This is a genomic window from Citrobacter sp. 21OH12SH02A-Citro, from assembly GCF_027919895.1.
Classification (GTDB): Bacteria; Pseudomonadota; Gammaproteobacteria; order Enterobacterales; family Enterobacteriaceae; genus Citrobacter; species Citrobacter braakii.
On the sequence record NZ_CP114801.1, the window covers coordinates 188,006 to 212,629 of the forward strand.

23 protein-coding genes, 1 tRNA gene and 1 other RNA gene are annotated in these 24,624 nt (G+C 53.1%); 13 read left to right on the plus strand and 12 right to left on the minus strand.

The window, feature by feature from the left end:
- Positions 1-36: 36 nt before the first annotated feature.
- On the minus strand, positions 37-1,032 hold the full coding sequence (locus tag O6D90_RS00905; protein ID WP_016157729.1) for an acyltransferase: 996 nt from the start codon (positions 1,030-1,032) through the stop codon (positions 37-39).
- A 173-nt stretch (positions 1,033-1,205) separates the two neighbouring features.
- Here O6D90_RS00905 and O6D90_RS00910 point away from each other — a divergent pair, with 173 nt between their 5' ends.
- From O6D90_RS00910 to glyS, 3 genes are all read left to right on the plus strand, one after another.
- Positions 1,206-1,514 carry a YsaB family lipoprotein gene (locus O6D90_RS00910; RefSeq protein ID WP_016154920.1) on the plus strand — a complete coding sequence of 103 codons (309 nt, stop codon included), beginning with the start codon at positions 1,206-1,208 and terminating at the stop codon, positions 1,512-1,514.
- 95 nt (positions 1,515-1,609) lie between these two features.
- A complete protein-coding gene (gene glyQ, locus O6D90_RS00915) occupies positions 1,610-2,521 on the plus strand; it encodes a glycine--tRNA ligase subunit alpha (RefSeq protein ID WP_001168551.1) in 912 nt (303 codons plus the stop codon).
- Between the two features lie 9 nt (positions 2,522-2,530).
- On the plus strand, positions 2,531-4,600 hold the full coding sequence (gene glyS / locus O6D90_RS00920) for a glycine--tRNA ligase subunit beta (RefSeq protein WP_016157728.1): 2,070 nt from the start codon (positions 2,531-2,533) through the stop codon (positions 4,598-4,600).
- Between the two features lie 63 nt (positions 4,601-4,663).
- Here glyS and cueP read toward each other — a convergent pair whose 3' ends face one another.
- From cueP to O6D90_RS00935, 3 genes are all read right to left on the minus strand, one after another.
- Entirely contained in the window at positions 4,664-5,203 is a 540-nt protein-coding gene (cueP, locus tag O6D90_RS00925; protein ID WP_016157727.1) for a copper-binding periplasmic metallochaperone CueP, read from the minus strand.
- Between the two features lie 187 nt (positions 5,204-5,390).
- Positions 5,391-5,603 carry a transcription antiterminator/RNA stability regulator CspE gene (gene cspE / locus O6D90_RS00930; RefSeq protein WP_000014594.1) on the minus strand — a complete coding sequence of 71 codons (213 nt, stop codon included), beginning with the start codon at positions 5,601-5,603 and terminating at the stop codon, positions 5,391-5,393.
- A 279-nt stretch (positions 5,604-5,882) separates the two neighbouring features.
- Positions 5,883-6,173, minus strand: a complete 291-nt coding sequence (locus O6D90_RS00935; protein WP_016157726.1) for an HTH-type transcriptional regulator — start codon at positions 6,171-6,173, stop codon at positions 5,883-5,885.
- A 380-nt stretch (positions 6,174-6,553) separates the two neighbouring features.
- Between O6D90_RS00935 and O6D90_RS00940 the strand changes: the two genes are divergently transcribed.
- The gene (locus O6D90_RS00940; RefSeq protein ID WP_016154915.1) at positions 6,554-7,264 is read left to right on the plus strand and encodes a DUF3053 domain-containing protein; all 711 of its coding nucleotides are present in this window, start codon (positions 6,554-6,556) and stop codon (positions 7,262-7,264) included.
- 58 nt (positions 7,265-7,322) lie between these two features.
- Here O6D90_RS00940 and ghrB read toward each other — a convergent pair whose 3' ends face one another.
- The 6 genes from ghrB to O6D90_RS00970 all read right to left on the minus strand — a co-directional run bounded on the left by ghrB (position 7,323) and on the right by O6D90_RS00970 (position 13,242).
- Positions 7,323-8,297, minus strand: coding sequence for a glyoxylate/hydroxypyruvate reductase GhrB (gene ghrB, locus O6D90_RS00945; protein WP_016157725.1), 975 nt, complete (start codon positions 8,295-8,297; stop codon positions 7,323-7,325).
- Positions 8,298-8,319: 22 nt separating this feature from the next.
- On the minus strand, positions 8,320-9,600 hold the full coding sequence (locus tag O6D90_RS00950; RefSeq protein ID WP_016157724.1) for an MFS transporter: 1,281 nt from the start codon (positions 9,598-9,600) through the stop codon (positions 8,320-8,322).
- 70 nt (positions 9,601-9,670) lie between these two features.
- The gene (locus O6D90_RS00955; protein WP_016157723.1) at positions 9,671-10,609 is read right to left on the minus strand and encodes a sugar kinase; all 939 of its coding nucleotides are present in this window, start codon (positions 10,607-10,609) and stop codon (positions 9,671-9,673) included.
- A 3-nt stretch (positions 10,610-10,612) separates the two neighbouring features.
- Positions 10,613-11,362: a sugar phosphate isomerase/epimerase family protein gene (locus tag O6D90_RS00960; protein ID WP_016157722.1), complete on the minus strand. Its 750-nt coding sequence runs from the start codon at positions 11,360-11,362 to the stop codon at positions 10,613-10,615.
- Positions 11,363-11,461: 99 nt separating this feature from the next.
- The gene (locus O6D90_RS00965; RefSeq protein ID WP_016157721.1) at positions 11,462-12,478 is read right to left on the minus strand and encodes a LacI family DNA-binding transcriptional regulator; all 1,017 of its coding nucleotides are present in this window, start codon (positions 12,476-12,478) and stop codon (positions 11,462-11,464) included.
- Positions 12,479-12,579: 101 nt separating this feature from the next.
- Positions 12,580-13,242 carry an OmpA family lipoprotein gene (locus O6D90_RS00970; RefSeq protein WP_016157720.1) on the minus strand — a complete coding sequence of 221 codons (663 nt, stop codon included), beginning with the start codon at positions 13,240-13,242 and terminating at the stop codon, positions 12,580-12,582.
- A gap of 159 nt (positions 13,243-13,401) precedes the next feature.
- Here O6D90_RS00970 and O6D90_RS00975 point away from each other — a divergent pair, with 159 nt between their 5' ends.
- Positions 13,402-15,735, plus strand: a complete 2,334-nt coding sequence (locus tag O6D90_RS00975) for a molybdopterin guanine dinucleotide-containing S/N-oxide reductase (protein WP_016157719.1) — start codon at positions 13,402-13,404, stop codon at positions 15,733-15,735.
- Here the strand turns inward: O6D90_RS00975 and O6D90_RS00980 are convergent.
- Positions 15,704-16,144 carry an N-acetyltransferase gene (locus O6D90_RS00980; RefSeq protein WP_016157718.1) on the minus strand — a complete coding sequence of 147 codons (441 nt, stop codon included), beginning with the start codon at positions 16,142-16,144 and terminating at the stop codon, positions 15,704-15,706. The two genes, O6D90_RS00975 and O6D90_RS00980, sit on opposite strands and share 32 nt — an antisense overlap.
- On the minus strand, positions 16,134-16,703 hold the full coding sequence (gene tag / locus O6D90_RS00985) for a DNA-3-methyladenine glycosylase I (protein WP_003827403.1): 570 nt from the start codon (positions 16,701-16,703) through the stop codon (positions 16,134-16,136). The genes O6D90_RS00980 and tag overlap by 11 nt, the downstream gene beginning before the upstream one ends.
- Positions 16,704-16,862: 159 nt before the next feature.
- Between tag and O6D90_RS00990 the strand changes: the two genes are divergently transcribed.
- From O6D90_RS00990 to dppB, 8 genes are all read left to right on the plus strand, one after another.
- Positions 16,863-17,564, plus strand: coding sequence for an autotransporter outer membrane beta-barrel domain-containing protein (locus O6D90_RS00990; protein ID WP_016157717.1), 702 nt, complete (start codon positions 16,863-16,865; stop codon positions 17,562-17,564).
- A 251-nt stretch (positions 17,565-17,815) separates the two neighbouring features.
- Positions 17,816-19,018, plus strand: a complete 1,203-nt coding sequence (locus O6D90_RS00995) for an L-lactate MFS transporter (RefSeq protein WP_016154906.1) — start codon at positions 17,816-17,818, stop codon at positions 19,016-19,018.
- A 210-nt stretch (positions 19,019-19,228) separates the two neighbouring features.
- A complete protein-coding gene (gene eptB, locus O6D90_RS01000) occupies positions 19,229-20,923 on the plus strand; it encodes a kdo(2)-lipid A phosphoethanolamine 7''-transferase (protein ID WP_016157716.1) in 1,695 nt (564 codons plus the stop codon).
- Between the two features lie 91 nt (positions 20,924-21,014).
- Positions 21,015-21,091 (plus strand) — tRNA-Pro (locus O6D90_RS01005).
- 33 nt (positions 21,092-21,124) lie between these two features.
- Positions 21,125-21,256, plus strand: a non-coding RNA gene (locus O6D90_RS01010) — RtT sRNA.
- Between the two features lie 419 nt (positions 21,257-21,675).
- Positions 21,676-21,912 (plus strand): hypothetical protein, encoded by a 237-nt coding sequence (locus O6D90_RS01015; protein WP_170974675.1) that lies wholly within the window; start codon positions 21,676-21,678, stop codon positions 21,910-21,912.
- Entirely contained in the window at positions 21,827-23,434 is a 1,608-nt protein-coding gene (gene dppA / locus O6D90_RS01020) for a dipeptide ABC transporter periplasmic-binding protein DppA (RefSeq protein WP_271143236.1), read from the plus strand. Before O6D90_RS01015 ends, dppA begins: the two co-directional genes overlap by 86 nt.
- A gap of 161 nt (positions 23,435-23,595) precedes the next feature.
- Positions 23,596-24,615, plus strand: a complete 1,020-nt coding sequence (gene dppB, locus O6D90_RS01025; RefSeq protein ID WP_016157714.1) for a dipeptide ABC transporter permease DppB — start codon at positions 23,596-23,598, stop codon at positions 24,613-24,615.
- Positions 24,616-24,624 lie beyond the last annotated feature (9 nt).

The following is a 24,624-nucleotide window of genomic DNA, read 5'->3' on the forward strand; positions in this document are numbered from 1 at the left end:
ATGCCCTCGATGGTTACCGATCGAGGGCTTTTATTGTTAGCTCACCAGTCTGCGCGTATCGATGCGCTGCAACAATACAGACAACAGTAAACTTCCCGCCAGCGTGGCGCTAAAAATCCACAGCATATCCAGCGGCGGCCAGTTTTTGAGTTCTACACCGTTGGTGCGTAGCGCGTGAATGATCAGCGCATGAAAGCCATAAATGCCCAGGGAGTGGCGGGAAATAAGGCCCAGTACCGGCAGAGTGCGCGTACTGAGCGTATTTTTGACCAGCGTCAGGAGGGAGGCAGCACAAATAAACACCGCCGGGCCGCAATAGAGATACCAGGTATCGGCAAAATTGCCTCGCCAGCGCAGTTCATGCAACGTGCCTCGAGAAATAATAAACACTGCGATGATAAACAACGCCGCACAGAGCCAGGTAAGCGCGCGCTTGTGCGTATCCATCATACCAATCGCTCGGCCTAGCATACCGTACACGATGTAGTAGAACGTGTCGCCACTGATGTACAGGTTGATGGGAAGCCACTCAAAACCGCCAATTTTTTGTGAGACGGTATTGGGATTGGCAATCACCCCAATCACCACCATAAGCGCCAGCAGCATCTTGCCGCTGATATTTTTTACCTGTATCAGCGGGGAAACCAGGTAGATTACGGCGATCGCGAAGAAAAACCACAGGTGATAGAACACCGGCTTTTGCAGCAGGTTTTTCAGCGACAGCTCAGCGTTGATCGAGGTAAACAGCAAGATGTAGGCCAGCGCCACGCTGCTGTAAAACAGGATGCAGAGCGCAATGCGCATGAAATGGCGCGGTTTGGCGCTGCGCTCGCCAAAAAACAGATAGCCCGAAATCATAAAGAACAACGGGACGCTGACGCGAGAAGCTGAATTGAGCACATTGGCCAGATCCCAATTCAATGGGCTGACGCTTTGCGCATTGGTGATGTACCAGGTCGTGGTGTGGATCATCACAACCATGAGACAGGCTATCCCGCGCAGGTTATCAATCCAGAATATTTTGGGCTGCATCAGTTCCTCTGTATCCATTAAAAAAAGTCTGACCGAAAATTTGCGAGCGTAGCTCACTGGAAAAATCCGAGTTCTTACGCTAAAGCTTGAGATGGTCTGATGAGATTCTCAAAATAGCATCCGTTTCCAGACACTTAATAATAAGACTGACCAGCAAACCAGGCGGTAATAAAATGATGATGAAGTATTTCTTTTCCGCGATCGTTACCCTTTTACTGGTTGCGTGCGCCGACACCCAGCCGCCTGCACCCGCGCAGAAGGCGCAAAAGATCAAAGTCAGTGCAACACGTTCGCTGGATATGGAGTCACTATGTAAAAATGAGGCGGCACAAATCTACAACACTGGAGTGCAGAAAATTGATATCTCCGGTCTGGAACAATTCCAGGGCAGCTATGAGATGCGTGGTTCTACCTTCCGTAAAGAGAGTTTTGTTTGCTCTTTTGATGCAGACGGGCAGTTTTTACACCTTTCCATGCGCTAAGTTCCCCCTTTTTCCCGTTTCGTACTGTATATCTTGCAGCCAGCGGGTATACTGACCGCTTCCTTTAAATCCACACGTATCCAGCACGAAATAATATGCAAAAGTTTGATACCAGGACCTTCCAGGGCTTGATCCTGACCTTACAGGATTACTGGGCTCGCCAGGGCTGCACCATCGTTCAACCATTGGACATGGAAGTCGGCGCGGGGACATCTCACCCAATGACCTGCCTGCGGGCGCTGGGGCCGGAACCGATGGCGACTGCTTATGTGCAGCCTTCTCGTCGTCCGACCGACGGCCGCTATGGCGAAAACCCGAACCGCTTACAGCACTACTATCAGTTCCAGGTAGTGATTAAGCCGTCTCCGGACAACATTCAGGAGCTGTACCTGGGTTCTCTGAAAGAGCTGGGTATGGACCCGACCATTCACGATATCCGTTTCGTGGAAGATAACTGGGAAAACCCAACGCTGGGTGCCTGGGGTCTGGGTTGGGAAGTGTGGCTGAACGGCATGGAAGTCACGCAGTTCACCTACTTCCAGCAGGTTGGTGGTCTGGAATGTAAACCAGTGACCGGGGAAATTACCTACGGTCTGGAACGTCTGGCCATGTACATTCAGGGCGTAGACAGCGTTTACGACCTGGTCTGGAGCGACGGCCCGCTGGGTAAAACCACTTACGGCGACGTGTTCCATCAGAACGAAGTGGAGCAATCCACCTACAACTTCGAATACGCCGACGTGGACTTCCTGTTCACCTGCTTCGAGCAGTACGAGAAAGAAGCGCAGCAGCTGCTGGCGCTGGAAAATCCGCTGCCGCTGCCTGCGTATGAACGTATTCTGAAAGCCGCCCATAGCTTCAACCTGCTGGATGCGCGTAAAGCCATCTCCGTCACCGAGCGTCAGCGCTATATCCTGCGTATTCGCACCCTGACCAAAGCAGTGGCAGAAGCTTACTACGCTTCCCGTGAAGCCCTTGGCTTCCCGATGTGCAACAAAGACAAATAAGAGGCGGCCATGTCTGAGAAAACTTTTCTGGTGGAAATTGGCACTGAAGAGCTGCCACCAAAAGCACTGCGCAGCCTGGCTGAGTCCTTTGCTGCGAACTTTACCGCGGAGCTGGATAATGCTGGCATCGCGCACGGCAACGTGGAGTGGTTCGCCGCGCCGCGTCGTCTGGCGTTGAAAGTCGCTGCCCTGGCTGAAGCACAACCCGACCGTGAAGTAGAAAAACGCGGCCCGGCCATCGCCCAGGCGTTTGACGCCGAAGGTAAACCGAGCAAAGCGGCAGAAGGTTGGGCGCGTGGCTGTGGCATCACGGTTGATCAGGCTGAGCGTCTGACCACCGACAAAGGCGAGTGGCTGCTGTATCGCGCGCATGTGAAAGGCGAAAGCGCTGAAGCGTTGCTGCCGAATATGATCGCCACCTCACTGGCGAAGCTGCCGATCCCGAAACTGATGCGCTGGGGCGCGTCTGACGTTCACTTCGTGCGTCCGGTTCACACCGTGACGCTGCTGCTGGGCGATAAAGTTATTCCGGCAACTATTCTGGGTATTCAGTCCGATCGCGTGATCCGCGGGCATCGCTTTATGGGCGAGCCGGAGTTCACCATCGATAATGCCGATCAGTACCCAGAAATTCTGCGTGAGCGCGGCAAAGTGATTGCGGATTACGCTGAGCGTAAAGCCAAAATCAAAGCTGATGCCGAAGACGCGGCGCGTAAAATTGGCGGCAACGCCGATCTGAGTGAAAGCCTGCTGGAAGAAGTCACCTCGCTGGTGGAATGGCCGGTCGTGCTGACCGCGAAGTTCGAAGAGAAATTCCTCGCTGTTCCGTCCGAAGCGCTGGTACACACCATGAAAGGTGACCAGAAGTACTTCCCGGTATACGCGAACGACGGCAAACTGCTGCCGAACTTTATCTTCGTTGCCAACATCGAATCTAAAGACCCGCAGCAAATCATCTCCGGTAACGAGAAGGTGGTTCGTCCGCGTCTGGCGGATGCCGAATTCTTCTTCAATACTGACCGTAAAAAACGTCTGGAAGACCATCTGCCGCGTCTGCAAACCGTGCTGTTCCAACAGCAACTGGGTACGCTGCGCGACAAGACTGACCGTATCCAGGCGCTGGCGGGCTGGATTGCTGGTCAGATTGGCGCTGACGTTAACCACGCAACGCGTGCTGGCCTGCTGTCCAAGTGCGACCTGATGACCAACATGGTCTTCGAGTTCACCGATACCCAGGGCGTGATGGGCATGCACTACGCGCGTCACGATGGTGAAGCGGAAGATGTCGCTGTGGCGCTGAACGAGCAGTATCAGCCGCGTTTTGCCGGTGATGACCTGCCGTCTAACCCGGTTGCCTGTGCCGTGGCGATTGCCGATAAGATGGACACCCTGGCGGGTATCTTCGGTATCGGTCAGCATCCAAAAGGCGACAAAGACCCGTTTGCGCTGCGTCGTGCCGCGCTGGGCGTACTGCGTATCATCGTTGAGAAGAACCTGAATCTGGATCTACAAACGTTGACCGAAGAAGCGGTTCGTCTGTATGGCGACAAGCTGACTAACGCCAACGTGGTGGATGATGTGATCGACTTTATGCTCGGTCGCTTCCGCGCCTGGTATCAGGATGAAGGTTACACCGTCGATACCATTCAGGCAGTACTGGCGCGTCGTCCGACTCGTCCGGCTGATTTCGACGCACGTATGAAGGCGGTTTCGCACTTCCGTACGCTGGAAGCCGCGTCCGCGCTGGCTGCAGCGAACAAGCGTGTATCGAACATCCTGGCGAAGTCTGAAGAGACGCTGAATGACCGCGTAAATTCGGCAACGCTGAAAGAGCCGGAAGAAATTGCGCTGGCGCTGCAGGTTGTGGTGCTGCGCGATAAGCTGGAGCCTGTCTTTGCAGCTGGTCGTTACCAGGAAGCGCTGGTTGAGTTGGCGGAACTGCGTGAACCGGTTGATGCGTTCTTCGAGAAAGTGATGGTCAACGTGGAAGATAAAGATCTGCGTATTAACCGTCTGTCTATGCTCGCAAAACTGCGCGAACTGTTCCTGCGCGTAGCGGATATTTCTCTGCTGCAGTAACGCTCCTGAGCTGACTTAGAAAAGCCGGATAAGCATTGTGCCATCCGGCTTTTTTGTATGTTGTTAGCGCAGCTGTAATTTTGTCAGACAGGTCTGGCTGTCTTCCATCGTCTTGATGGGATACTCCGCCGTTTTACCGTTGTAACTTACCGCGATTGTGCCTGCCATATTGCGCGGTAGCCATACCCCGACGAAGCCATTTCGACCACTCTTCATCACTTTTTGTACCACCACCTCACCCTTGTTATCCGTCACTTTGACATTGAATGCCTTCTCCGGCATTTCGCCCTGGCAGCCAGAAAGGCTGTGGTTGAAGCAAGGATGTGTTTGCCATTCATAGGGGGCAAATGACAGATAGAACTTGTCACCGAGCGGTAGGGTATAAATCTGATCGCCCGAAGAGAGCTTCAGTTCGGTACTGGTGATAGATGCTGAGTACGGCAGCGGGCGGTTCTGTGGCGACTGGTCAATGGTCTCGACGATTTGCTCGACGGATTTACCGCTGAGCCCGTGTTCCGCCAGAAAAGCAGCTTCCGGAGTTGCTGCGAACGCGCTAGCGGTAGTGAGCAAACCTAAAACCAGCAGCAGTGAGGATTTCGACATAGCTTCAATTCCTTGTGAATATTGTGGAATACAGACTGGCTCACTATAAAGCTTGCCCTTAGGGAAAGGTCAAAGGGAGGACGGGTAAAGTAATGCAAAGAAGCGTTTGGGCGGGGAGTCTTGCGAAGTACAGATAAAAAAAATCCCCGCCGTTTGGCAGGGATTCAGAATTTTGAGCTTTTTAAGCTTACAGGCTGGTTACGTTGCCAGCTGCCGGGCCTTTAGCGCCGCTTTCGATGGTGAAGGAAACTTTCTGACCTTCGTCCAGAGATTTGTAGCCATCGTTCTGGATAGCAGAGAAGTGTACGAACACGTCTTTAGAGCCATCGTCAGGAGTGATGAAGCCGAAACCTTTGTCAGCGTTGAACCATTTTACGATACCAGTCATTTTACCGGACATAGTGTATTACCTTTTAAAAAATAAGTGTGCCTTTCGGCGATATGGCGTGCTTTACAGATTTTTTAACAGTAAAGGAAATGCTCACTACGAAGGGTATCAACGATAACTCTTGAAGGGACTTGCCTTACTAACTGCTGTAATGGTCTGTACGTCAAACCGTTGAGGGCATTAACTCATTTTACGCATGTGGATGCAACTACTATTTTCTTTTTTGTGGATAACCCCCTTAAGGGAACGGCCCTTTTACAGGGCCGTTCATAAGTAAAATTAAAAAATAGTTCAATCCATCAGTTGCTTACTTAATCTTGGGTCTGCCTGAATCAGGCGCATTAACTTCAATTCGGTATTGGAAGGCTTTACGCGTTTAGACTCCCATTCATGAACCGTCGCGACCGTCACGCCCATCACTCGGGCAAAATCATCTGTTTTTAAACCTGTCCCTCGTCGTAGCTGTTCAAATTCGGTGAAAGGGTTGGTTTTTTGCGTCAGAGTAACCGTCTGCGATACATCTTTAAAAACAATCTGCTCCAGACTGCTCAGCAGTTCAAACATAGGATCTTTGTATTCCATTGAGAACTCCTACAAATCACACAGCGGGATCGTGAATTTCATCGAAGCTCATTAAGAGTAGTCGGAAAAAATGAAGCCGGATTTTAGGTTTGCGTGATGGATTCGTTTCAGCGGATCGGGGTCGACAATCTTTTGCAGGCTAACGAACTGATAAAGGTCGTGATCTGCGAACGATCGATCCCGATTGTAAAGATGACTAAAATATGACGTCGTGTGGTAAATGGCGCATTGTTTAGCAAAACGATGGGTGGCGGGAGCGGTTATTTTCCCCCACAAGATTACGCGGAAAGGGTATCTTGCGGGGCTGACCTGGACTATCCTTGTCAACGTCAGGCACGCGGGTGTCGTTGTGCGCATTTTTGGGTGAAAGGAGTATTAAAATGGCGACAGGTAAGTCCTGCTCTCGCTGGTTTGCGCCTGTTTTGGCGCTCTTAATGGTAGTTGGCCTGAGTGGGTGTTTTGATAAAGAAGGCGATCAACGCAAAGCGTTTATCGATTTTCTGCAGAATACTGCAATGCGTAGCGGAGAGCGTTTACCAACGCTGACCGCCGATCAGAAAAAACAGTTTGGCCCGTTTGTGTCCGATTACGCGATTCTGTATGGCTATTCGCAGCAGGTTAATCAGGCAATGGACTCCGGTCTGCGCCCGGTGGTTGATAGCGTAAATGCGATTCGTGTTCCTCAGGATTATGTGACTCAGCGTGAACCGCTGCGTCAGGCAAATGGTGCGTTGGGCGTATTAGGGCAACAGTTGCAGAATGCGAAACTGCAGGCAGATGCTGCGCATGGCGCGCTGAAGCAGGGCGAGGATCTGAAGCCGGTCTTTGACCAGGTCTACAATAAAGTCGTCACTGTACCTTCAGAGGCGCTACAGCCGCTGATCCCTGCCGCGCAAATATTCACGCAGCAGTTAGTACAGGTTGGTGATTTTGTGGCACAGCAGGATACGCAGGTGAGCTTTGTCGCTAACGGTATCCAGTTCCCAACTTCACAGCAGGCAAGTCAGTACAACACGCTGATTGGCCCGTTGGCCTCTCAGCATCAGGCATTTAATCAGGCCTGGACTGCTGCGGTGAATGCCGCTCAGTAATGAAGGCGCTGTAATACATAAAAGGCCGGGTAAGCGTAAGTGCTACCCGGCCTTTTGTTTATGGCGCGACCTGCGGGTTCACGCAATTCTTCTCAACGCGTCCTTGCAGCGCATCGATTAAGTTATCCACCGCACAGGCCGCCATGTTATAGCGCGTTTCATGCGTCGCTGAACCTATGTGCGGTACGGCTACCACGTTTGGCAGCGCCAATAACGGTGAGTCTGCCGGTAATGGCTCCTGCTCAAACACATCCAGGCCTGCGGCATGAATTTCCCCGCTTTGCAGGGCGGCAATCAGCGCTTTTTCATCGACCACCGGCCCACGCCCGGCGTTAATGAAAATGGCGGAGGACTTCATTTTGGCAAACTGTTCGGTACTAAACAGATGATGCGTTTCTTCGGTTAACGGCAGGATCAGGCAGACAAAATCGGACTCCTGCAACAGCGTATCGAGGTCGCAGTAACGCGCGTTGAAGCGTTCTTCCGCCTCCTGGTGATGACGGCGCGCGTTATAAAGAATCGGCATGCTAAAACCAAAATGCGCGCGTTGCGCCAGCGCCAGACCAATACGGCCCATGCCGACAATCCCCAGCGTTTTGTGGTGTACATCCGTACCAAACCAGTCCGGCCCGATACTTTTGGTCCATTCGCCAATTTTCACCCGTTCAGCAACTTCTACCACGCGGCGAGCGGTGCTTAACACCAGCGCCATTACCGTATCGGCGACAGTTTCCGTCAGCACGGTTGGCGTGTGCATCAACAGCACCTTGCGCGCGTTGAGGGCATCGACGTCGAAGTTGTCATAGCCTACGGAAATCGTGGATGTCGCACGTAGCCTGGGCATTCTCTCCAGTAGGGCGGTATTGACGGCTTCACTGGAACCCAGCAGACCTTCCGCGTTGGCAAAAGCCTCGGCGTACTGTGCGACCGTTTCCGGGCGCAGGTTAGGCACATGAGTCACAGTAAAATGCTCTTCCAGGCGATGCAGTAAATCGTCAGGTAACGCTTTATAGAGAATAATGGACGGCTTCATGCGAATCTCCGTAAGTTAAAATTTAAGCGTGGCGTGCGCCAATAGGTAATTGCTGATTATTAGCAGGCTTAACAATTAAAGTTAGCCATACTGAGACAAAAAGCGCTACCCCCATAAAAATGTACGAGGCGGATGGGCTGCCGGTTGCGCCATTGAGGTAGCCGACAAACCATGAACCAAAGAATGAGCCTAGCGCGCCCATGCTGTTAATCAGCGCCATTGCACCCCCGGCGACGTTGCGCGGCAGCATTTCCGGGATGATGGCGAAGAAGGGGCCATATGGGGCGTACATTGCCGCACCCGCAATAACTAACAGCGTGTAAGAAATCCAGAAGTGGTCTGCACCCACGGCCCAGGAGCCGATAAAAGCGAAAGCGGCTATCAATAACAGCGGCCAGACAAACAGTTTACGGTTTTGCAGCTTATCGGAGGCCCAGGAGACGAGGATCATCGCCGCCGTCGCCGCCAGATAAGGTACGGATGACAGCCAGCCAACCTCTACCATGCCCAGATTTGCGCCGCCGTTGCGGATAATCGACGGTAGCCACAGGACAAAACCATAGACGCCAATACTCCAGGCGAAATACTGCATGCACAGCAGGATGACGTTAGGTGAGCGGAAGGCCTCGCTATAGTTACGCACGGCTTTGATGCCTTGCTGCTCTTTTTCCAGTTGCGCCTGAAGGGCGGCTTTTTCAGATTCTGACAGCCAGCCGACCTGAGACGGTTTGTCTTTTACCAATACCCACCAGCAGAACGCCCAGATGATGGCCGGGAAGCCCTCGATGATAAACATTTCCCGCCAGCCCAGCGCCTGGATCAGATAACCGGAAACCACAGACATCCACAGGACGGTAACCGGGTTTCCGAGGATCAGGAAAGTGTTAGCGCGCGAGCGCTCGGATTTCGTAAACCAGTTGCTGATATAAATCAGCATTGCGGGCATCACCGCGGCTTCAACGACGCCAAGAATAAAGCGGATGGCGGCAAGCATTGGAATATTGCTGACCATACCGGTTAACGACGCGCATGCGCCCCAGAGGATCAGACAGACAAAAATCAGTTTTCGTACGCTGCGCCGTTCTGCGTAAATCGCGCCTGGGATCTGAAAGAAGAAATAGCCGAGGAAAAACAGAGCGCCCAGCAGGGAAGAGATCCCTTTGGTAATGCCGAGGTCCTCGTTGATACCGGCGGCGGAGGCGAAGCTGAAGTTCGCACGGTCAAGGTACGCCAGGCTATACGTGATAAACACGATTGGCATAATGTACCACCAGCGTTTTGCTGCATTAGTTGAGCTATTCATAGACTGCCCTCTGGTTATGCTGATACGCCGCCTCTGTATGTAGGGTACAGAGACAGAGTTGGCCGGGAGTTTATTCCCCTAATTGTTCACGTGTGGGTAATCCTTCGCTGTCGCCCTGAACCTGAATGGCCAGTGCGCCGATTTTATTGCCGCGGGTCACCGCCTGATGCAGCGAACGGCCTTCCAGCAGGGCGCTGATAACGCCCACGGCAAAGCCATCGCCTGCGCCGACCGTATCGACCACGTTGTCGACTTTTACCGGTGCAACGCAACCTTGTTCACCGCTGGCTGTTTTGTACCAGGCGCCATCAGCCCCGGTTTTGATGATCACGGCCTTCACTCCGTGACGCAGATAAAAGTCGGCGATGGCTTCAGGCGTCTGTTGGCCGGTTAAAATCATCCCCTCTTTTAATCCAGGTAAAACCCAGTCAGCCTGGAATGCCAGCCGGTTCAGTTTTTCCACCATCTCGGCTTCGCTTTTCCACAGCACCGGACGCAAATTTGGGTCGAACGAGATGGTTTTCCCCTGGGCTTTCAGCGTGCGGGCGGTGTGCGCCAGTAGTTCATAGGAGCTGGCAGAAAGCGCTGCCGCCACGCCGCTCAGGTGCAAGTGGCGCGCGCTGGCGAAATAGTCCTCGTGATAATCCTCAACGCTGAGGTGGCTGGCGGCGGAACCTTTGCGGAAATATTCCACAATGGGATCGGTTCCATTTTCGATCTTGGATTTAAGCTGAAAGCCGGTAGCGTAACGCCCGTCCTGGGTAACTCCCTGCGCATCTATCCCTTCTTTTTCCAGCGACTTAATGATAAAACGACCAAAACTGTCGTTGCCTACGCGGCTCACCCAGCCGACCTTCAGGCCCAGACGAGCAAGACCGGTCGCCACGTTGAGTTCAGCGCCTGCAACGCGCTTGATAAACTGCTCTACATCCGTCAGTTCGCCGGTTTGCGTGGCGACAAACATCGCCATCGCTTCACCAATAGTGACCGCATCCAGTGAATTTTTCATGTGTTACTCCTTGCGTAACAGCTCGACGTAGTGGCGGGTAACCGCCGTCAAATCCTGCCCTTCCAGGGGGAACTCAATACCGCGCGGAACATCGTTGGGCAGCGTTTTTAACAGCGCCAGCCAGCGTGAATCTGCTTCATCAGGCGGTACGGCACGGTAGCTATCGCGATGCGTAACTGCGGCTTTGACATGGATATATCCGACGGTTGGCGCCAGGTTCTGCGCGGCCTGTTCCGGGGAGTCGCCAACCCACAGCCAGTTGCCCATATCGAAAGTCAGAGATATCGGCAGGTTTTGCGTCTGACAGGCTTCATTAAAGCGTTGCATCGGCTGCAGGCGTCCGCAGGCGGTCTGATCGTTTTCCACAACCAGCTCCATACCGCTGTTGTCCAGCCATTCACGTAAATCGTCGAACTGTTCGGTATGGGAAAAATGACCGAGAGAGACTTTTAACCACAGCGCCTGTAGGGCCTGCGCTTCTTCGAGGAGCTGCGGAAGTCGGGGATTCAGGTTCCCATCCTCAAGGAATAACGGTTCAGGTGCTGAATAACAGGCCAGCAGGCCGAAGAGTTCGATTGCAGAGGCCATTATGGACAGCGTTTTCAGCTCGGCGTCGGTTAATAACTCGCGGCGGATTTCGACGCCGTCAGCACCGGCTTCGGCAATGATGGGCAACATTGCCGTTTGCCCGCCTGCGGCCCGCACCTGGTCGTAGCCGTAGGCGGCGGTAACCACCATAATTTTTCTTTTCATGGAAACTCCAGACTAGCATTCTTGTTATAACGCTAGATGGAACCGGTTCCAAAGAAAAGCTCATGATGTCGAATTTATGATCACCATCACGAAGGAAATTTAACGGGCGGTTGAGCCGCGCACGATCAGCTCGCCGGAGAATACCTGTTCCTGAATGGCAGCAGAGCCGCCATCAATTCGGCGTACAACCTGCTCAACGGCGGTGTAGCCAATCTGCCATGTGGGTTGTTTCAACGTGGTGATACCGACGCCCGCCAGCTCCGCCCATTCCAGTTCGTCAAAACCGAGCAGGCCGATATCGCTGCCCCAGTTAAGGCCAATGCGCTTCAGGGCGCGGGCAACCTGCAGCGTGAGAGCGCCGTTGGCAGAGATAACGGCTTTGCGCATCCCCCGATGCTGCTGGTGAAACTGGCGCAGCGTGTCATCCAGTTGCGTATTGTCCGCTAGCGGGACTTCGGCATTTTGCGCGATAACGCCGGGGTACTGTGCGAGCGTGGCGCGAAAAGCGCTCAGGCGTTCGCGGCGGGTATTCACCATGCCCAGCGGTTCGCTGAGGAACAGGATGGCTTCAAAACCTTGCTCGACCAGATGTTCAGTGGCAACCGTTGCCGCCTGGGTGTTATCCAGCCCGACCATATCACAGGCAAAATCGGGGATTTTACGGTCAATCAGTACCATCGGTAGCGCAGACTGTTGCAGGCGGTTCAGCCCCTCTTCGCGCATTCCAACGGCGTTGACCACAATCCCTTCGACCTGGTAGCTGCGCAGCAGGTCGAGATAATGCAGCTCCTGATCCACTTCGTTGTTGGTGTTACACACCAGCGGGGTAAAGCCCTTATCGCGACAGGCGGCTTCAATCCCGCTTAACACGTTGACGGAGTAGGGATTAGTAATATCGGCGATGATCAGACCAATCAGACGGGTACGACCGTGTTTCAGGCCTCTTGCCATCAGGCTGGGACGGTAGTCGAGATCGGCAATGGCTTGTTCAATGCGGGCCAGTAGCGCGTCGGAAAGCAGGTGCTTTTCACCGTTGAGGTAGCGTGAAATGCTGGTCTTGCCGGTTTTTGCGGCTTTCGCCACATCGCTGATGGTTGCCCGTGTTGATTTGCTCATCGCTGATTTCCCTAAATTTGGTGACAACACCTTAACGCGAAAATCAACGATGGCAAGTGCTTCATGCCGGATAAGACGCTGCCATTATCCGGCACAAAACGTTACTGGAGCGGGCTTAAGGTGATCTCTACGCGGCGGTTTTGCGCTTTACCTTCCGCCGTGCTGTTACTGGCGATCGGGTTTGCCGGGCCCATACCCTGAGTGCGGATACGGTTAGCGGCGACGCCTTGAGTGATTAAGGCGCTGGCCACGGAGTCCGCGCGCTGCTGCGACAGGCGCATATTCAGATCCTGACTGCCGGTGCTGTCGGTGAAGCCGAGCACGTTGACGGCGGTTTTATTGTACTCTTTCAGTACCATTGCCACGCCGGTCAGGGTGTTGGCACCCGCAGGTTTCAGGTTGCTGCTGTTGCTGTCGAAGGTGACGTTATTTGGCATATTCAGGATGATGTTATCGCCACTGCGCGTCACGCTGACGCCCGTTCCCTGCATTTTGTCGCGCAGTTTTGCTTCCTGCACGTCCATGTAATAGCCGACACCGCCGCCAACGGCCGCGCCAGCCGCCGCACCAATCAGCGCGCCTTTGCCGCGATCTTTCTTCGAAGAAGAGAGTGCGCCAATACCCGCGCCGACCAGAGAGCCAATACCCGCGCCAATGCCGGATTTACCCGCTTCGCGTTCTCCGGTGTAAGGGTTTGTTGTGCAGCCAGAAACCGCCAGGGCGCCGCTCACGATGGCAGCAATAACAAAAACACGTTTCTTCATCTTAATTCCTTAATGACTTTTTCTTCTTTGCCACAGCGACCGTGGCGGTTGATTATGACGTGTGAACATGAAGAAAATTCCAGGGAAGACTCTGAAATTTGTAAGTAACATTGAACGGCATAATAAATAAGCCGTCACATCGCATTCAGGAGCGCCATCTTGGCTAATTCACCCGCACATTACTCGGTGTTAACCGCCGCCCACTGGGGACCTATTCTCGTCGAAACCGATGGCGAGACGGTTTTCTCCTCTCGCGGCGCGCTGCCCACCGCCCATCCCAACTCTTTGCAAACCGTGGTGCGCGACCAGGTACACAGTAAAACGCGGGTACGTTTTCCCATGGTGCGTAAAGGCTTTCTCGCCTCGCCGGAGGATCCGCAGGGGGTGCGCGGGCAGGATGAATTTGTTCGTGTCAGTTGGGACGACGCGCTGAATCTTATCCATACGCAGCATAAACGCATCCGTGACAGCTACGGCCCGGCCTCGATTTTTGCCGGTTCCTACGGCTGGCGTTCCAACGGCGTGTTACACAAAGCAGCGACCCTGCTACAGCGTTATATGGCGCTGGCGGGTGGTTATACCGGGCATCTGGGGGATTACTCGACGGGTGCTGCGCAGGCCATCATGCCGTACGTGGTGGGCGGTAACGAAGTTTACCAGCAGCAGACCAGTTGGCCGGTGGTGCTGGAGAACAGTGAAGTGGTGGTGTTATGGAGCGCCAATCCACTGAATACCCTGAAAATTGCCTGGAACGCCTCCGACGAGCAGGGCCTCGCTTACTTTGAGGCACTGCGTGGCAGCGGGAAGCGGTTGATCTGTATCGATCCGATGCGATCGGAAAGCGTCGATTTCTTTGGCGAGAAGATGGAATGGATCGCTCCGCATATGGGGACCGACGTGGCGCTGATGCTGGGTATCGCGCATACGCTGGTGGAAAACGGCTGGCACGACGCGGACTTTCTCGCCCGGTGTACGACCGGATATGACCGTTTTGCCGACTATCTGCTGGGCAAATCTGACGATGTTGCAAAAACGGCAGAATGGGCCGCTGAAATTTGTGGTGTTCCGGCGGCGAAAATACGTGAACTTGCGGCGATATTTCACCAAAACACCACCATGCTGATGGCGGGATGGGGGATGCAACGCCAGCAGTATGGCGAGCAGAAACACTGGATGATTGTCACGCTGGCTGCCATGCTCGGGCAAATCGGGACGCCTGGCGGCGGCTTTGGGCTGTCGTACCATTTTGCCAACGGCGGAAACCCAACGCGCCGCGCTGCGGTGCTGGCTTCAATGCAGGGCAGCGTTAAAAACGGCACCGACGCGGTGGATAAAATCCCGGTGGCGCGAATTGTTGAAGCGCTGGAGAACCCGGGTGGTTTTTATCAGCACAACGGGATGGACCGCCATTTCCCGGACATCCGTATGCTGTGGTGGGCGGGCGGCGCTAACTTCACCCATCATCAGGACACCAACCGTCTGATTCGCGCCTGGCAAAAACCGGAGCTGGTGGTTATCTCAGAGTGTTTCTGGACAGCCGCAGCGAAGCATGCCGATATCGTGCTGCCGGCGACGACGTCTTTTGAACGTAATGATTTGACCATGACCGGCGATTACAGCAACCAGCATCTGGTGCCGATGAAGCAGGTTGTATCGCCGCAGGATGAAGCGCGAAATGATTTTGATGTCTTTGCCGAGCTGAGTGAACGCTGGGAGAAGGGCGGATATGAGCGATTTACCGAAGGCAAAAGCGAGCTGGAATGGCTGGAGACTTTTTACAACATTGCCGGGCAGCGTGGGGCTAGCCAGCAGGTGACGTTGCCGCCATTCACCGAGTTTTGGCAGCGGAATGCGCTGATCGAAATGCCAGAAAACGCCGCCAGCGCGCAGTTTATCCGTTTCGCGGATTTTCGCCGCAACCCACAGGCGCATCCGCTGAAAACGGACAGCGGTAAAATTGAAATCTACTCCGCGAGGATTGCCGGTTACGGTTACGCGGACTGTGCGGGGCATCCGATGTGGCTGGAGCCGGATGAGTGGTTCGGTAACGCCGAGCCGGGCCAGTTACAGCTGCTTTCCGCCCATCCGGCGCACCGTTTGCACAGCCAGCTAAATTACAGCGCGTTGCGCGAACAGTATGCGGTAGCGGATCGTGAGCCCGTCACGATTCATCCGCAGGATGCCAAAGCGCGCGGTATTGCGGATGGCGACACGGTCAGGGTGTGGAACCAGCGTGGGCACGTTCTGGCGGGAGCGGTCGTGACGACGGGAATTAAACCCGGTGTCATCTGTATTCATGAGGGCGCCTGGCCTGATTTGGATCTCGCCGCCAACGGTATTTGTAAAAATGGCGCCGTCAACGTGCTGACCAAAGATCTCCCCAGCTCGAAGCTGGGGAATGGCTGTGCGGGCAACACTGCGCTGGCGTGGCTCGAAAAATACAGCGGACCAACGTTGGCGCTTACGGCGTTTGATCCGCCTGCCAGCCCATAATCCACGTGGGATGGTGAGTCTCTTCCTGCCATGCGCCATCTTCAATGCGAAAACCCAGCGCATGGTAGAAGTTCACCGCTGATTGATTCTTCTGGTAGACCTCGAGGCTGAGTAACGAAAAGCGCTGCTGCACATGCTGAACCAGCGCTTTGCCGATCCCGCTTCTGATGGCGGCAGGCGCGACGAACAGCGCGCCGAGAAAGCGGTCGTCAATGACGCTGGCAAAGCCTTTGAGCACCCCTTCTTCTTCCCATACCCAGGTTTGTGCGGCTGGCAGATAAACATCCCGCACGATGGATTCACTTTCGCGCCAGTAGCGTTCTTCGATAAACGGATGGGCATGGATCGTGCTTTCCATCCACAGCGCCAGAATCGACGGTAGATCGTCAGCCTTTGATTCACGAATCATGTTGTTCTCCCGGGTAACAGATACAGCTGGTGACATGGTCATTGACCAAGCCGCATGCCTGCATAAAGGAGTAACAGATGGTGGTGCCGACAAACTTAAATCCGCGTTTTTTTAACGCTTTAGACAGAGCATCTGACGCCGGTGTAGAGGTGGGGATATCGCTCAGGTTGGCGGCGCGGGTCACTTGCGGTTGGTTATCAACAAATGACCAGACGAACTCGCTAAACGATTCTCCGTTTTGCGCCATGGTCAGAAAGGCGCGAGCGTTGCCGATAATGGCCTGAATTTTTCCTCGATGGCGAATAATGCCGGCATCCAGTACCAGTCTTTCCACATCCTCTTCGGTCATGGCCGCCACTTTTTCCGGGTCAAAATGGTGGAAGGCGTGGCGATAATTTTCCCGTTTCTTTAGCACGGTGATCCACGATAAACCGGCCTGTTGGCCTTCCAGACAGATCATTTCGAACAGCTTGTTGCCATCTGTTTCGGGGACGCCCCATTCCTTGTCGTGGTAGGCAATGTAAAGTGGGTCCTGGCTGACCCATCCGCAACGCTGCATATTCTTCCTCGCTGTTTTTACTGGCGTAAAAATTTCATTCGGCCCGCCTTGACGCGCCAGCTAAAAAGACAATATTTAATACAGGGCCTGATGGGCCCGATATCCTTCACACAATGACAATAATATCGCCGAATTCGGCTCTTTTCTGGAGTCGCGTTGATGATTATAAGAAACAGTAGTGGTCGCCAAAGGTTAACTCTGGCGAGCGTCGTAGTTTGTGCGCTGTTCATCAATACAGCATATGGCTGGCAACAAGAATATATCGTTGATGCGATGTCAGGGCATACGGCTGAACGTTATACATGGGACAGCGATCACCAACCACGTTATAACGACATTCTGGAAGAACGTATTCGCTCCACTCAAAACGTGGCGGGTCCCGTGGTGAATCTGGCGGATGAAACGCCTATGGATGCGACCAGCGGCATGAGTATGGGCTGGAACTTTCCGCTTTCAAGGCAGGTGATGACTGGTCCGGTGGCCGCGCTGCATTATGACGGTTCGACCACGTCTACTTACAACGAATTTGGCGATAGCGTGACGTCGGTAACGCAGAACGATCCGCTGTGGCATGCCAGCGTCAGCACGTTAGGCTGGCGAGTCAATTCTCAGTTCGGTGATGTGCGGCCGTGGGCGCAAATCAGCTATAACCAGCAGTTTGGCGAGAATATCTGGAAAGCGCAGTCGGGCCTCAGTCGCATGACGGCGGCGGGTCAAGACGGTAACTGGCTGGATGTTACCGTTGGCGCAGATATGCTGTTGAACAGGCACATGGCGGCTTACGCGGCGCTTTCGCAGGCGGAAAATAGCGCCAATAACAGCGACTATATGTACACCATGGGAGTGAGTGCCAAATTTTAACGCAAACAATCATCATATAAACATCTTTGTTACATATTGAGATCAACAATCACACGCCCCTCAGCGATAGCGTGTACTAACTCTTACGATAAAATTCAGTAACCCGACTTTTTGTCTCGTCATTCATTCCGCATTCCAGGCATTTCATTCCGTCCTGGCGGCATTTCATGCCGTTTTCTCCTGGCCATAAAAGCGCTTCGGTATGGTTGTTGGCAGAGAATTTCCCATTTTGCTTATGCAGGAAGACTGCCATGAAAACTTCTGATTATCAGCGTACTCGCTGGCTAACACTGATCGGCACGATTATTACCCAATTTGCTTTAGGTTCTGTTTATACCTGGAGCCTGTTTAATGGCGCGCTCTCTTCTAAGCTCGATGCGCCGGTAAGTCAGGTGGCATTTTCCTTTGGCCTGCTGAGTCTCGGGCTGGCGATTTCCTCTTCCGTTGCCGGCAAGCTGCAGGAACGTTTTGGCGTGAAACGCGTCACCATGGCCTCCGGTATTTTACTCGGCGTCGGTTTCTTCTTAACCGCCCATTCCAACAGCCTGATTATGCTGTGGCTGAGCGCCGGTGTGCTGGTTGGTCTGGCGGATGGCGCAGGTTACCTGTTAACGCTTTCCAACTGCGTAAAATGGTTCCCTGAGCGTAAAGGGCTGATTTCCGCCTTTGCCATCGGTTCTTATGGCCTTGGCAGCCTCGGTTTTAAATTTATCGACAGCCAACTGCTGAGCACCGTGGGCCTGGAAAAAACCTTTATGATTTGGGGTGCGATCGTACTGGTGATGATCGTCTTTGGCTCCACGCTGATGAAAGATGCGCCGAATCAGGAAGTGAAAGCGAAGAATGGCGTAGTTGAGAACGACTACACCCTGGCGCAGTCCATGCGCAAACCGCAGTACTGGATGCTGGCAGTCATGTTCCTGACAGCGTGTATGAGCGGTCTGTACGTCATTGGCGTGGCGAAAGATATCGCACAAAGCCTGGCGCATATGGATGTGGCGACGGCGGCGAATGCGGTTACCGTCATTTCTATCGCGAACCTGTCGGGTCGTCTGGTGCTGGGGATTCTGTCCGATAAAATCTCCCGTATTCGCGTGATCACCATTGGTCAGGTCGTTTCGCTGGTCGGTATGGCTGCACTGTTGTTCGCACCGCTGAATGACGTAACCTTCTTTATGGCAATTGCCTGTGTCGCATTTAACTTTGGCGGCACCATCACCGTATTCCCGTCACTGGTCAGCGAGTTCTTCGGTCTGAATAACCTGGCTAAAAACTACGGTGTTATTTACCTGGGCTTCGGTATCGGTAGCATTTGCGGTTCCATTATCGCCTCGCTGTTTGGCGGGTTCTATGTGACCTTCTGCGTCATCTTTGCGCTGTTAATCATTTCGCTGGCGCTTTCTACCACTATTCGTCAGCCACAACGTAGCGTCTATACCGAGGCGCACGCCTAAATCTATTAGTAGTATGATTAATACCTGGCGCATATATTTACAAAAATTTATGCGCCATTTTCATTCTCTATAAGCACTTTTGCTCCCTCCTGTGGTCTACTTACCCGCGCCCGTAGACATTTCACTTCTGCTGTTGTCGCATTTTTCCTCTGTCAGGTCTGATTGATCGCTGCTCAGGGTTTTTTATCCCGATTTCCAGGGTTTGTTTGCATGAGATACATTAAGTCGATGACGCAGCAGAAACTCAGTTTCTTGCTGGCAATCTATATCGGTTTGTTTATGAACTGTGCTGTATTTTTCCGTCGCTTTAGCGGATATGCGCACGATTTTACCGTCTGGAAAGGACTCTCCGCGGTTGTTGAATTGGCCGGCACTGTGCTGGTGACCTTCTTTTTACTACGCCTTCTCTCTTTGTTTGGCCGCCGCGCCTGGCGTGTCCTGGCAACCTGTTTGGTGCTGTGTTCTGCCGGCGCCAGTTATTATATGACCTTCCTGAATGTGGTAATTGGTTACGGTATTATCGCCTCCGTAATGACCACGGATATTGATTTATCGAAAGAAGTCGTCGGCTGGCATTTCATCGTGTGGCTGGTTTCGGTCAGTATTATTCCCTTGGTGCTGATTTGGAGTAACCGCTGCCGCTACACGTTGATGAGACAAATTCGTACACCGGGCATGAGGTGGCGTAGCGTAGCGGTAGTTTTACTGGCCGGCCTGATGGTGTGGGCGCCGATTCGCCTGCTGAGCATGCAACAGAGAAGCGTAGAGCGAGAAACTGGTATCGATTTACCCAGCTATGGCGGGGTTGTGGCGAACTCTTATTTGCCGTCAAACTGGCTCTCTGCGCTGGGTTTGTACGCCTGGGCACAAGTGGATGAATCCTCAGACAACAAATCGCTGATGAACCCGGCGAAGAAATTTACCTATGTTGAGCCTAAGAACCTCGACGACACCTATGTGGTTTTTATTATCGGCGAAACCACCCGCTGGGACCATATGGGGATTTTTGGCTATGAGCGAAATACCACGCCAAGGCTCGCCCAGGAGAAAAACCTGGCCGCGTTCCGTGGATATTCCTGTGACACGGCGACCAAGCTTTCGCTGCGCTGTATGTTTGTGCGTGAAGGTGGGGCGGAAGAAAACCCGCAGCGTACCCTGAAAGAACAAAACGTCTTTTCCGTGCTCGGTCAGTTAGGGTTCAAGACAGACCTCTACGCGATGCAAAGCGAGATGTGGTTCTACAGCAATACTATGGCGGAGAACATCGCTTACCGAGAGCAGATTGGCGCAGAGCCGCGTAACCGTGGCAAGAACGTTGACGATATGCTGTTGATTACCGAAATGCAGCAGTCTCTGCAACCGACGGATGATGATGGCAAACGTCTGATTATTCTGCATACCAAAGGTTCGCATTTTAACTACACGCAGCGCTACACCCGCGAATATGCGCAGTGGAAGCCGGAGTGTGTCAATGTGGATAGCGGTTGCTCGAAAGCCGAGATGATTAACTCTTTTGATAACTCGGTAACCTATGTTGATCACTTTATTACCAAAGTGTTTGATCAACTGCGGGATAAGAAAGCGATAGTGTTCTACGCCGCCGATCACGGTGAGTCGATTAACGAGCGTGAGCACCTGCACGGTACGCCGCGTAAAATGGCTCCGCCAGAGCAGTTCCGCGTTCCTATGCTGGTGTGGATGTCAGACAAATATCTGGAAGACCCAGACCATGCGAAGGCGTTTGCACACCTGAAGCAAGAAGCTGATATGAAGGTGCCGCGTCGTCATGTGGAACTGTACGACACTATCTTGGGTTGCCTCGGTTATACCTCGCCAAATGGCGGTATTAACGAGAATAATAACTGGTGCCGTATCCCGGACGCGAAGAAGGTTACGGCTCAGTAATTGGGCTGCTGACTTTCTCGCCGATCAAATGGCATTTTGATACTAAGGGATTGACGGGGGCGCGGCTGAGCAGTAAGATGCGCCCCGCATTCGGTGATTGGCGCAGCCTGGTAGCGCACTTCGTTCGGGACGAAGGGGTCGGAGGTTCGAATCCTCTATCACCGACCAAATTCAAAACCCTGCTCAACGAGCAGGGTTTTTTGCATTTGAAACCCACGAGGATAAGAACCTCCGGGGGTAAGAGGTTCGACTCGAGCGCAGCGAGAGAACGTTGCGTTAGCAACGGCCCGTAGGGCGAGCCACGTCAGTGGCGAGTAATCCTCTCTCCGACCAAAATTGACCTTCCTTTTATCTGCAAAAATTGTGCACCACTTCCCACTGACTGTTAACGATTCTGTGACATATTCCATTGCCTTTTTTTATATTTGCTTGAAACTTTTTTTGCGCTACTTATGGCTGAACCTGGCATTTTCCGCTGTGCGCTTTAGCGTTCATGGCATTAATCGCTCAGATATGCAGCATTAATTTAGAAAGTTTTAATAATTTGCATAAATGTTAATCACCAAATGTTGCGAAATATGAAGATGTTTATTCTGGCATAGTGCGCGTAGCACAAATTTCCCTGCTGAAAATGTCCTTCTGCACTTTTTTTAATCTTTGTTTGCGAATTCTCACCGTTGGTGTAAATCACGGTTACCTGTATTGACGTTTTCACATTCTGTTGACAGATTGTAGGGCATGAGGGGCATTTCATGGAGAATCCGCACTGCAACTCAGTCGCTTATGTGAACGGAATCCCTATCCTCTTAACGCCGACCCGGCCGGGTAAAAAACAAAAAAGGCCAGGCGGTGCAAACCCACTGCAAAGGGTAAAACAACAAACATCACATTTGGAGCAGAAGAATGAGTATTTCCTTGAAGAAGTCAGGGATGCTGAAGTTTGGTCTGAGCCTGGTGGCTATGACCTGCGCCGCAAGCGTACAGGCTAAAACTCTGGTTTATTGTTCAGAAGGATCTCCTGAAGGCTTTAACCCACAGCTTTTCACCTCTGGCACGACCTATGATGCCAGCTCCGTACCGATCTATAACCGCCTGGTCGAGTTCAAAACCGGTAAAACTGAAGTGATCCCGGGCCTTGCTGAGAAGTGGGAAATCAGCGAAGACGGTAAAACCTATACCTTCCACCTGCGCCAGGGCGTGAAGTGGCAGGACAACAAAGATTTCAAACCGACGCGCGATTTAAACGCCGATGACGTGGTGTTCTCTTTCGATCGTCAGAAAAATGCCCAGAACCCGTACCACAAAGTCTCTGGCGGTAGCTATGAATACTTCGAAGGGATGGGTCTGCCAGATCTGATCTCCGAAGTGAAAAAAGTGGACGATAAAACCGTTCAGTTCGTGCTGACTCGCCCGGAAGCGCCTTTCCTGGCTGACCTGGCGATGGACTTCGCTTCTATTCTTTCCAAAGAATATGCAGACAACATGCTGAAAGCCGGCTCCCCGGAGAAAGTGGATCTGAACCCAATTGGGACCGGTCCGTTCCAGCTGCAGCAGTACCAGAAAGACTCCCGTATTCTGTATAAAGCATTCGAAGGTTACTGGGGCACCAAGCCACAGATTGACCGTCTGGTCTTCTCCATTACGCCTGACGCTTCCGTGCGTTACGCCAAACTGCAGAAGAACGAGTGCCAGGTGATGCCGTACCCGAACCCGGCAGATATCGCGCGCATGAAGCAGGATAAAAACATTAACCTGATGGAGCAGGCCGGTCTGAACGTTGGCTACCTCTCTTTCAACACCGAGAAGAAACCGTTTGATGACGTGAAAGTCCGTCAGGCGCTGACCTACGCGGTGAACAAAGAAGCCATCATTAAAGCGGTATATCAGGGCGCCGGCGTTGCCGCGAAAAACCTGATCCCACCGACCATGTGGGGTTATAACGACGACGTTAAAGACTACACCTACGATCCTGAAAAGGCTAAAGCGCTGCTGAAGGAAGCGGGTCAGGATAAAGGCTTCACCGTTGAGCTGTGGGCCATGCCGGTACAGCGTCCTTACAATCCGAACGCCCGCCGTATGGCGGAAATGGTTCAGGCTGACTGGGCGAAAATTGGCGTTCAGGCCAAGATTGTGACCTACGAGTGGGGCGAATATCTGAAACGCGCCAAAGCGGGTGAGCATCAGGCGGTGATGATGGGTTGGACCGGTGACAACGGGGATCCGGACAACTTCTTCGCCACCCTGTTCAGCTGTGCGGCAGCGAAAGACGGTTCCAACTACTCTCGCTGGTGCTACAAGCCGTTTGAAGATCTGATCCAGCCGGCGCGTGCGACCGACGATCACAACAAACGTATTGAACTGTACAAGCAAGCTCAGGTTGTTATGCACGATCAGGCCCCGGCTCTGATTGTTGCTCACTCCACCGTGTATGAACCAGTGCGTAAAGAAGTGAAAGGCTATGTGGTTGATCCATTAGGCAAACATCACTTCGAAAACGTCTCTGTCGAATAATTAAAAGCAAGCCAGGCAGCGCTACGGACCGTTAAGTCGGGTCACCGTAGCGCCACCTGACAGTAATGCTTTATCTCCCTCTCGCTGGAGGGGGAGATAAGATTTGTGAGCAATACAGATTCACGGTTCCAGGCCGTGCGTCATTAGAGAGAATCCGGGTTATGTTGCAGTTCATTCTCCGACGTTTGGGACTCGTCATCCCCACGTTTATCGGTATCACTCTTCTCACCTTTGCTTTCGTTCATATGATCCCCGGCGATCCGGTAATGATCATGGCGGGTGAGCGTGGAATTTCCCCTGAGCGTCATGCTCAACTGTTGGCTGAACTCGGTCTGGATAAACCGATGTGGCAGCAGTACCTCCATTATATCTGGGGGGTTATGCATGGTGATTTAGGTATCTCGCTGAAAAGCCGATTACCGGTGTGGGAAGAGTTCGTTCCTCGCTTTAAAGCAACGCTGGAACTTGGCGTCTGCGCGATGATTTTCGCCGTTGCGGTGGGTATTCCGGTGGGTGTACTTGCTGCCGTTAAGCGCGGCTCTATTTTCGATCACACTGCCGTTGGCCTGGCGCTGACCGGTTACTCCATGCCGATTTTCTGGTGGGGCATGATGCTGATCATGCTGGTTTCCGTGCAGTGGAACCTGACGCCGGTTTCCGGTCGGGTGAGCGACATGGTGTTCCTTGATGATTCCAATCCCCTGACTGGTTTCATGCTGATTGACACCGCCATTTGGGGTGAAGAGGGCAACTTTATCGATGCGCTGGTGCATATGATACTGCCGGCAATGGTGCTTGGCACCATTCCTCTGGCGGTAATTGTGCGTATGACTCGTTCATCAATGCTGGAAGTACTGGGTGAAGATTACATTCGTACCGCACGCGCCAAAGGCCTGACCCGTATGCGCGTCATCATCATTCACGCTCTGCGTAACGCGATGCTGCCCGTTGTGACCGTTATCGGCCTGCAGGTCGGTACGTTATTGGCTGGGGCGATCCTGACCGAGACTATTTTCTCGTGGCCGGGACTGGGACGCTGGTTGATCGATGCGCTACAACGCCGTGATTATCCAGTGGTACAGGGCGGGGTGCTGCTGGTCGCGACGATGATTATCCTCGTCAACCTGCTGGTAGACCTGCTGTACGGCGTGGTGAACCCGCGTATTCGGCATAGGAAGTAAGGGGCCATC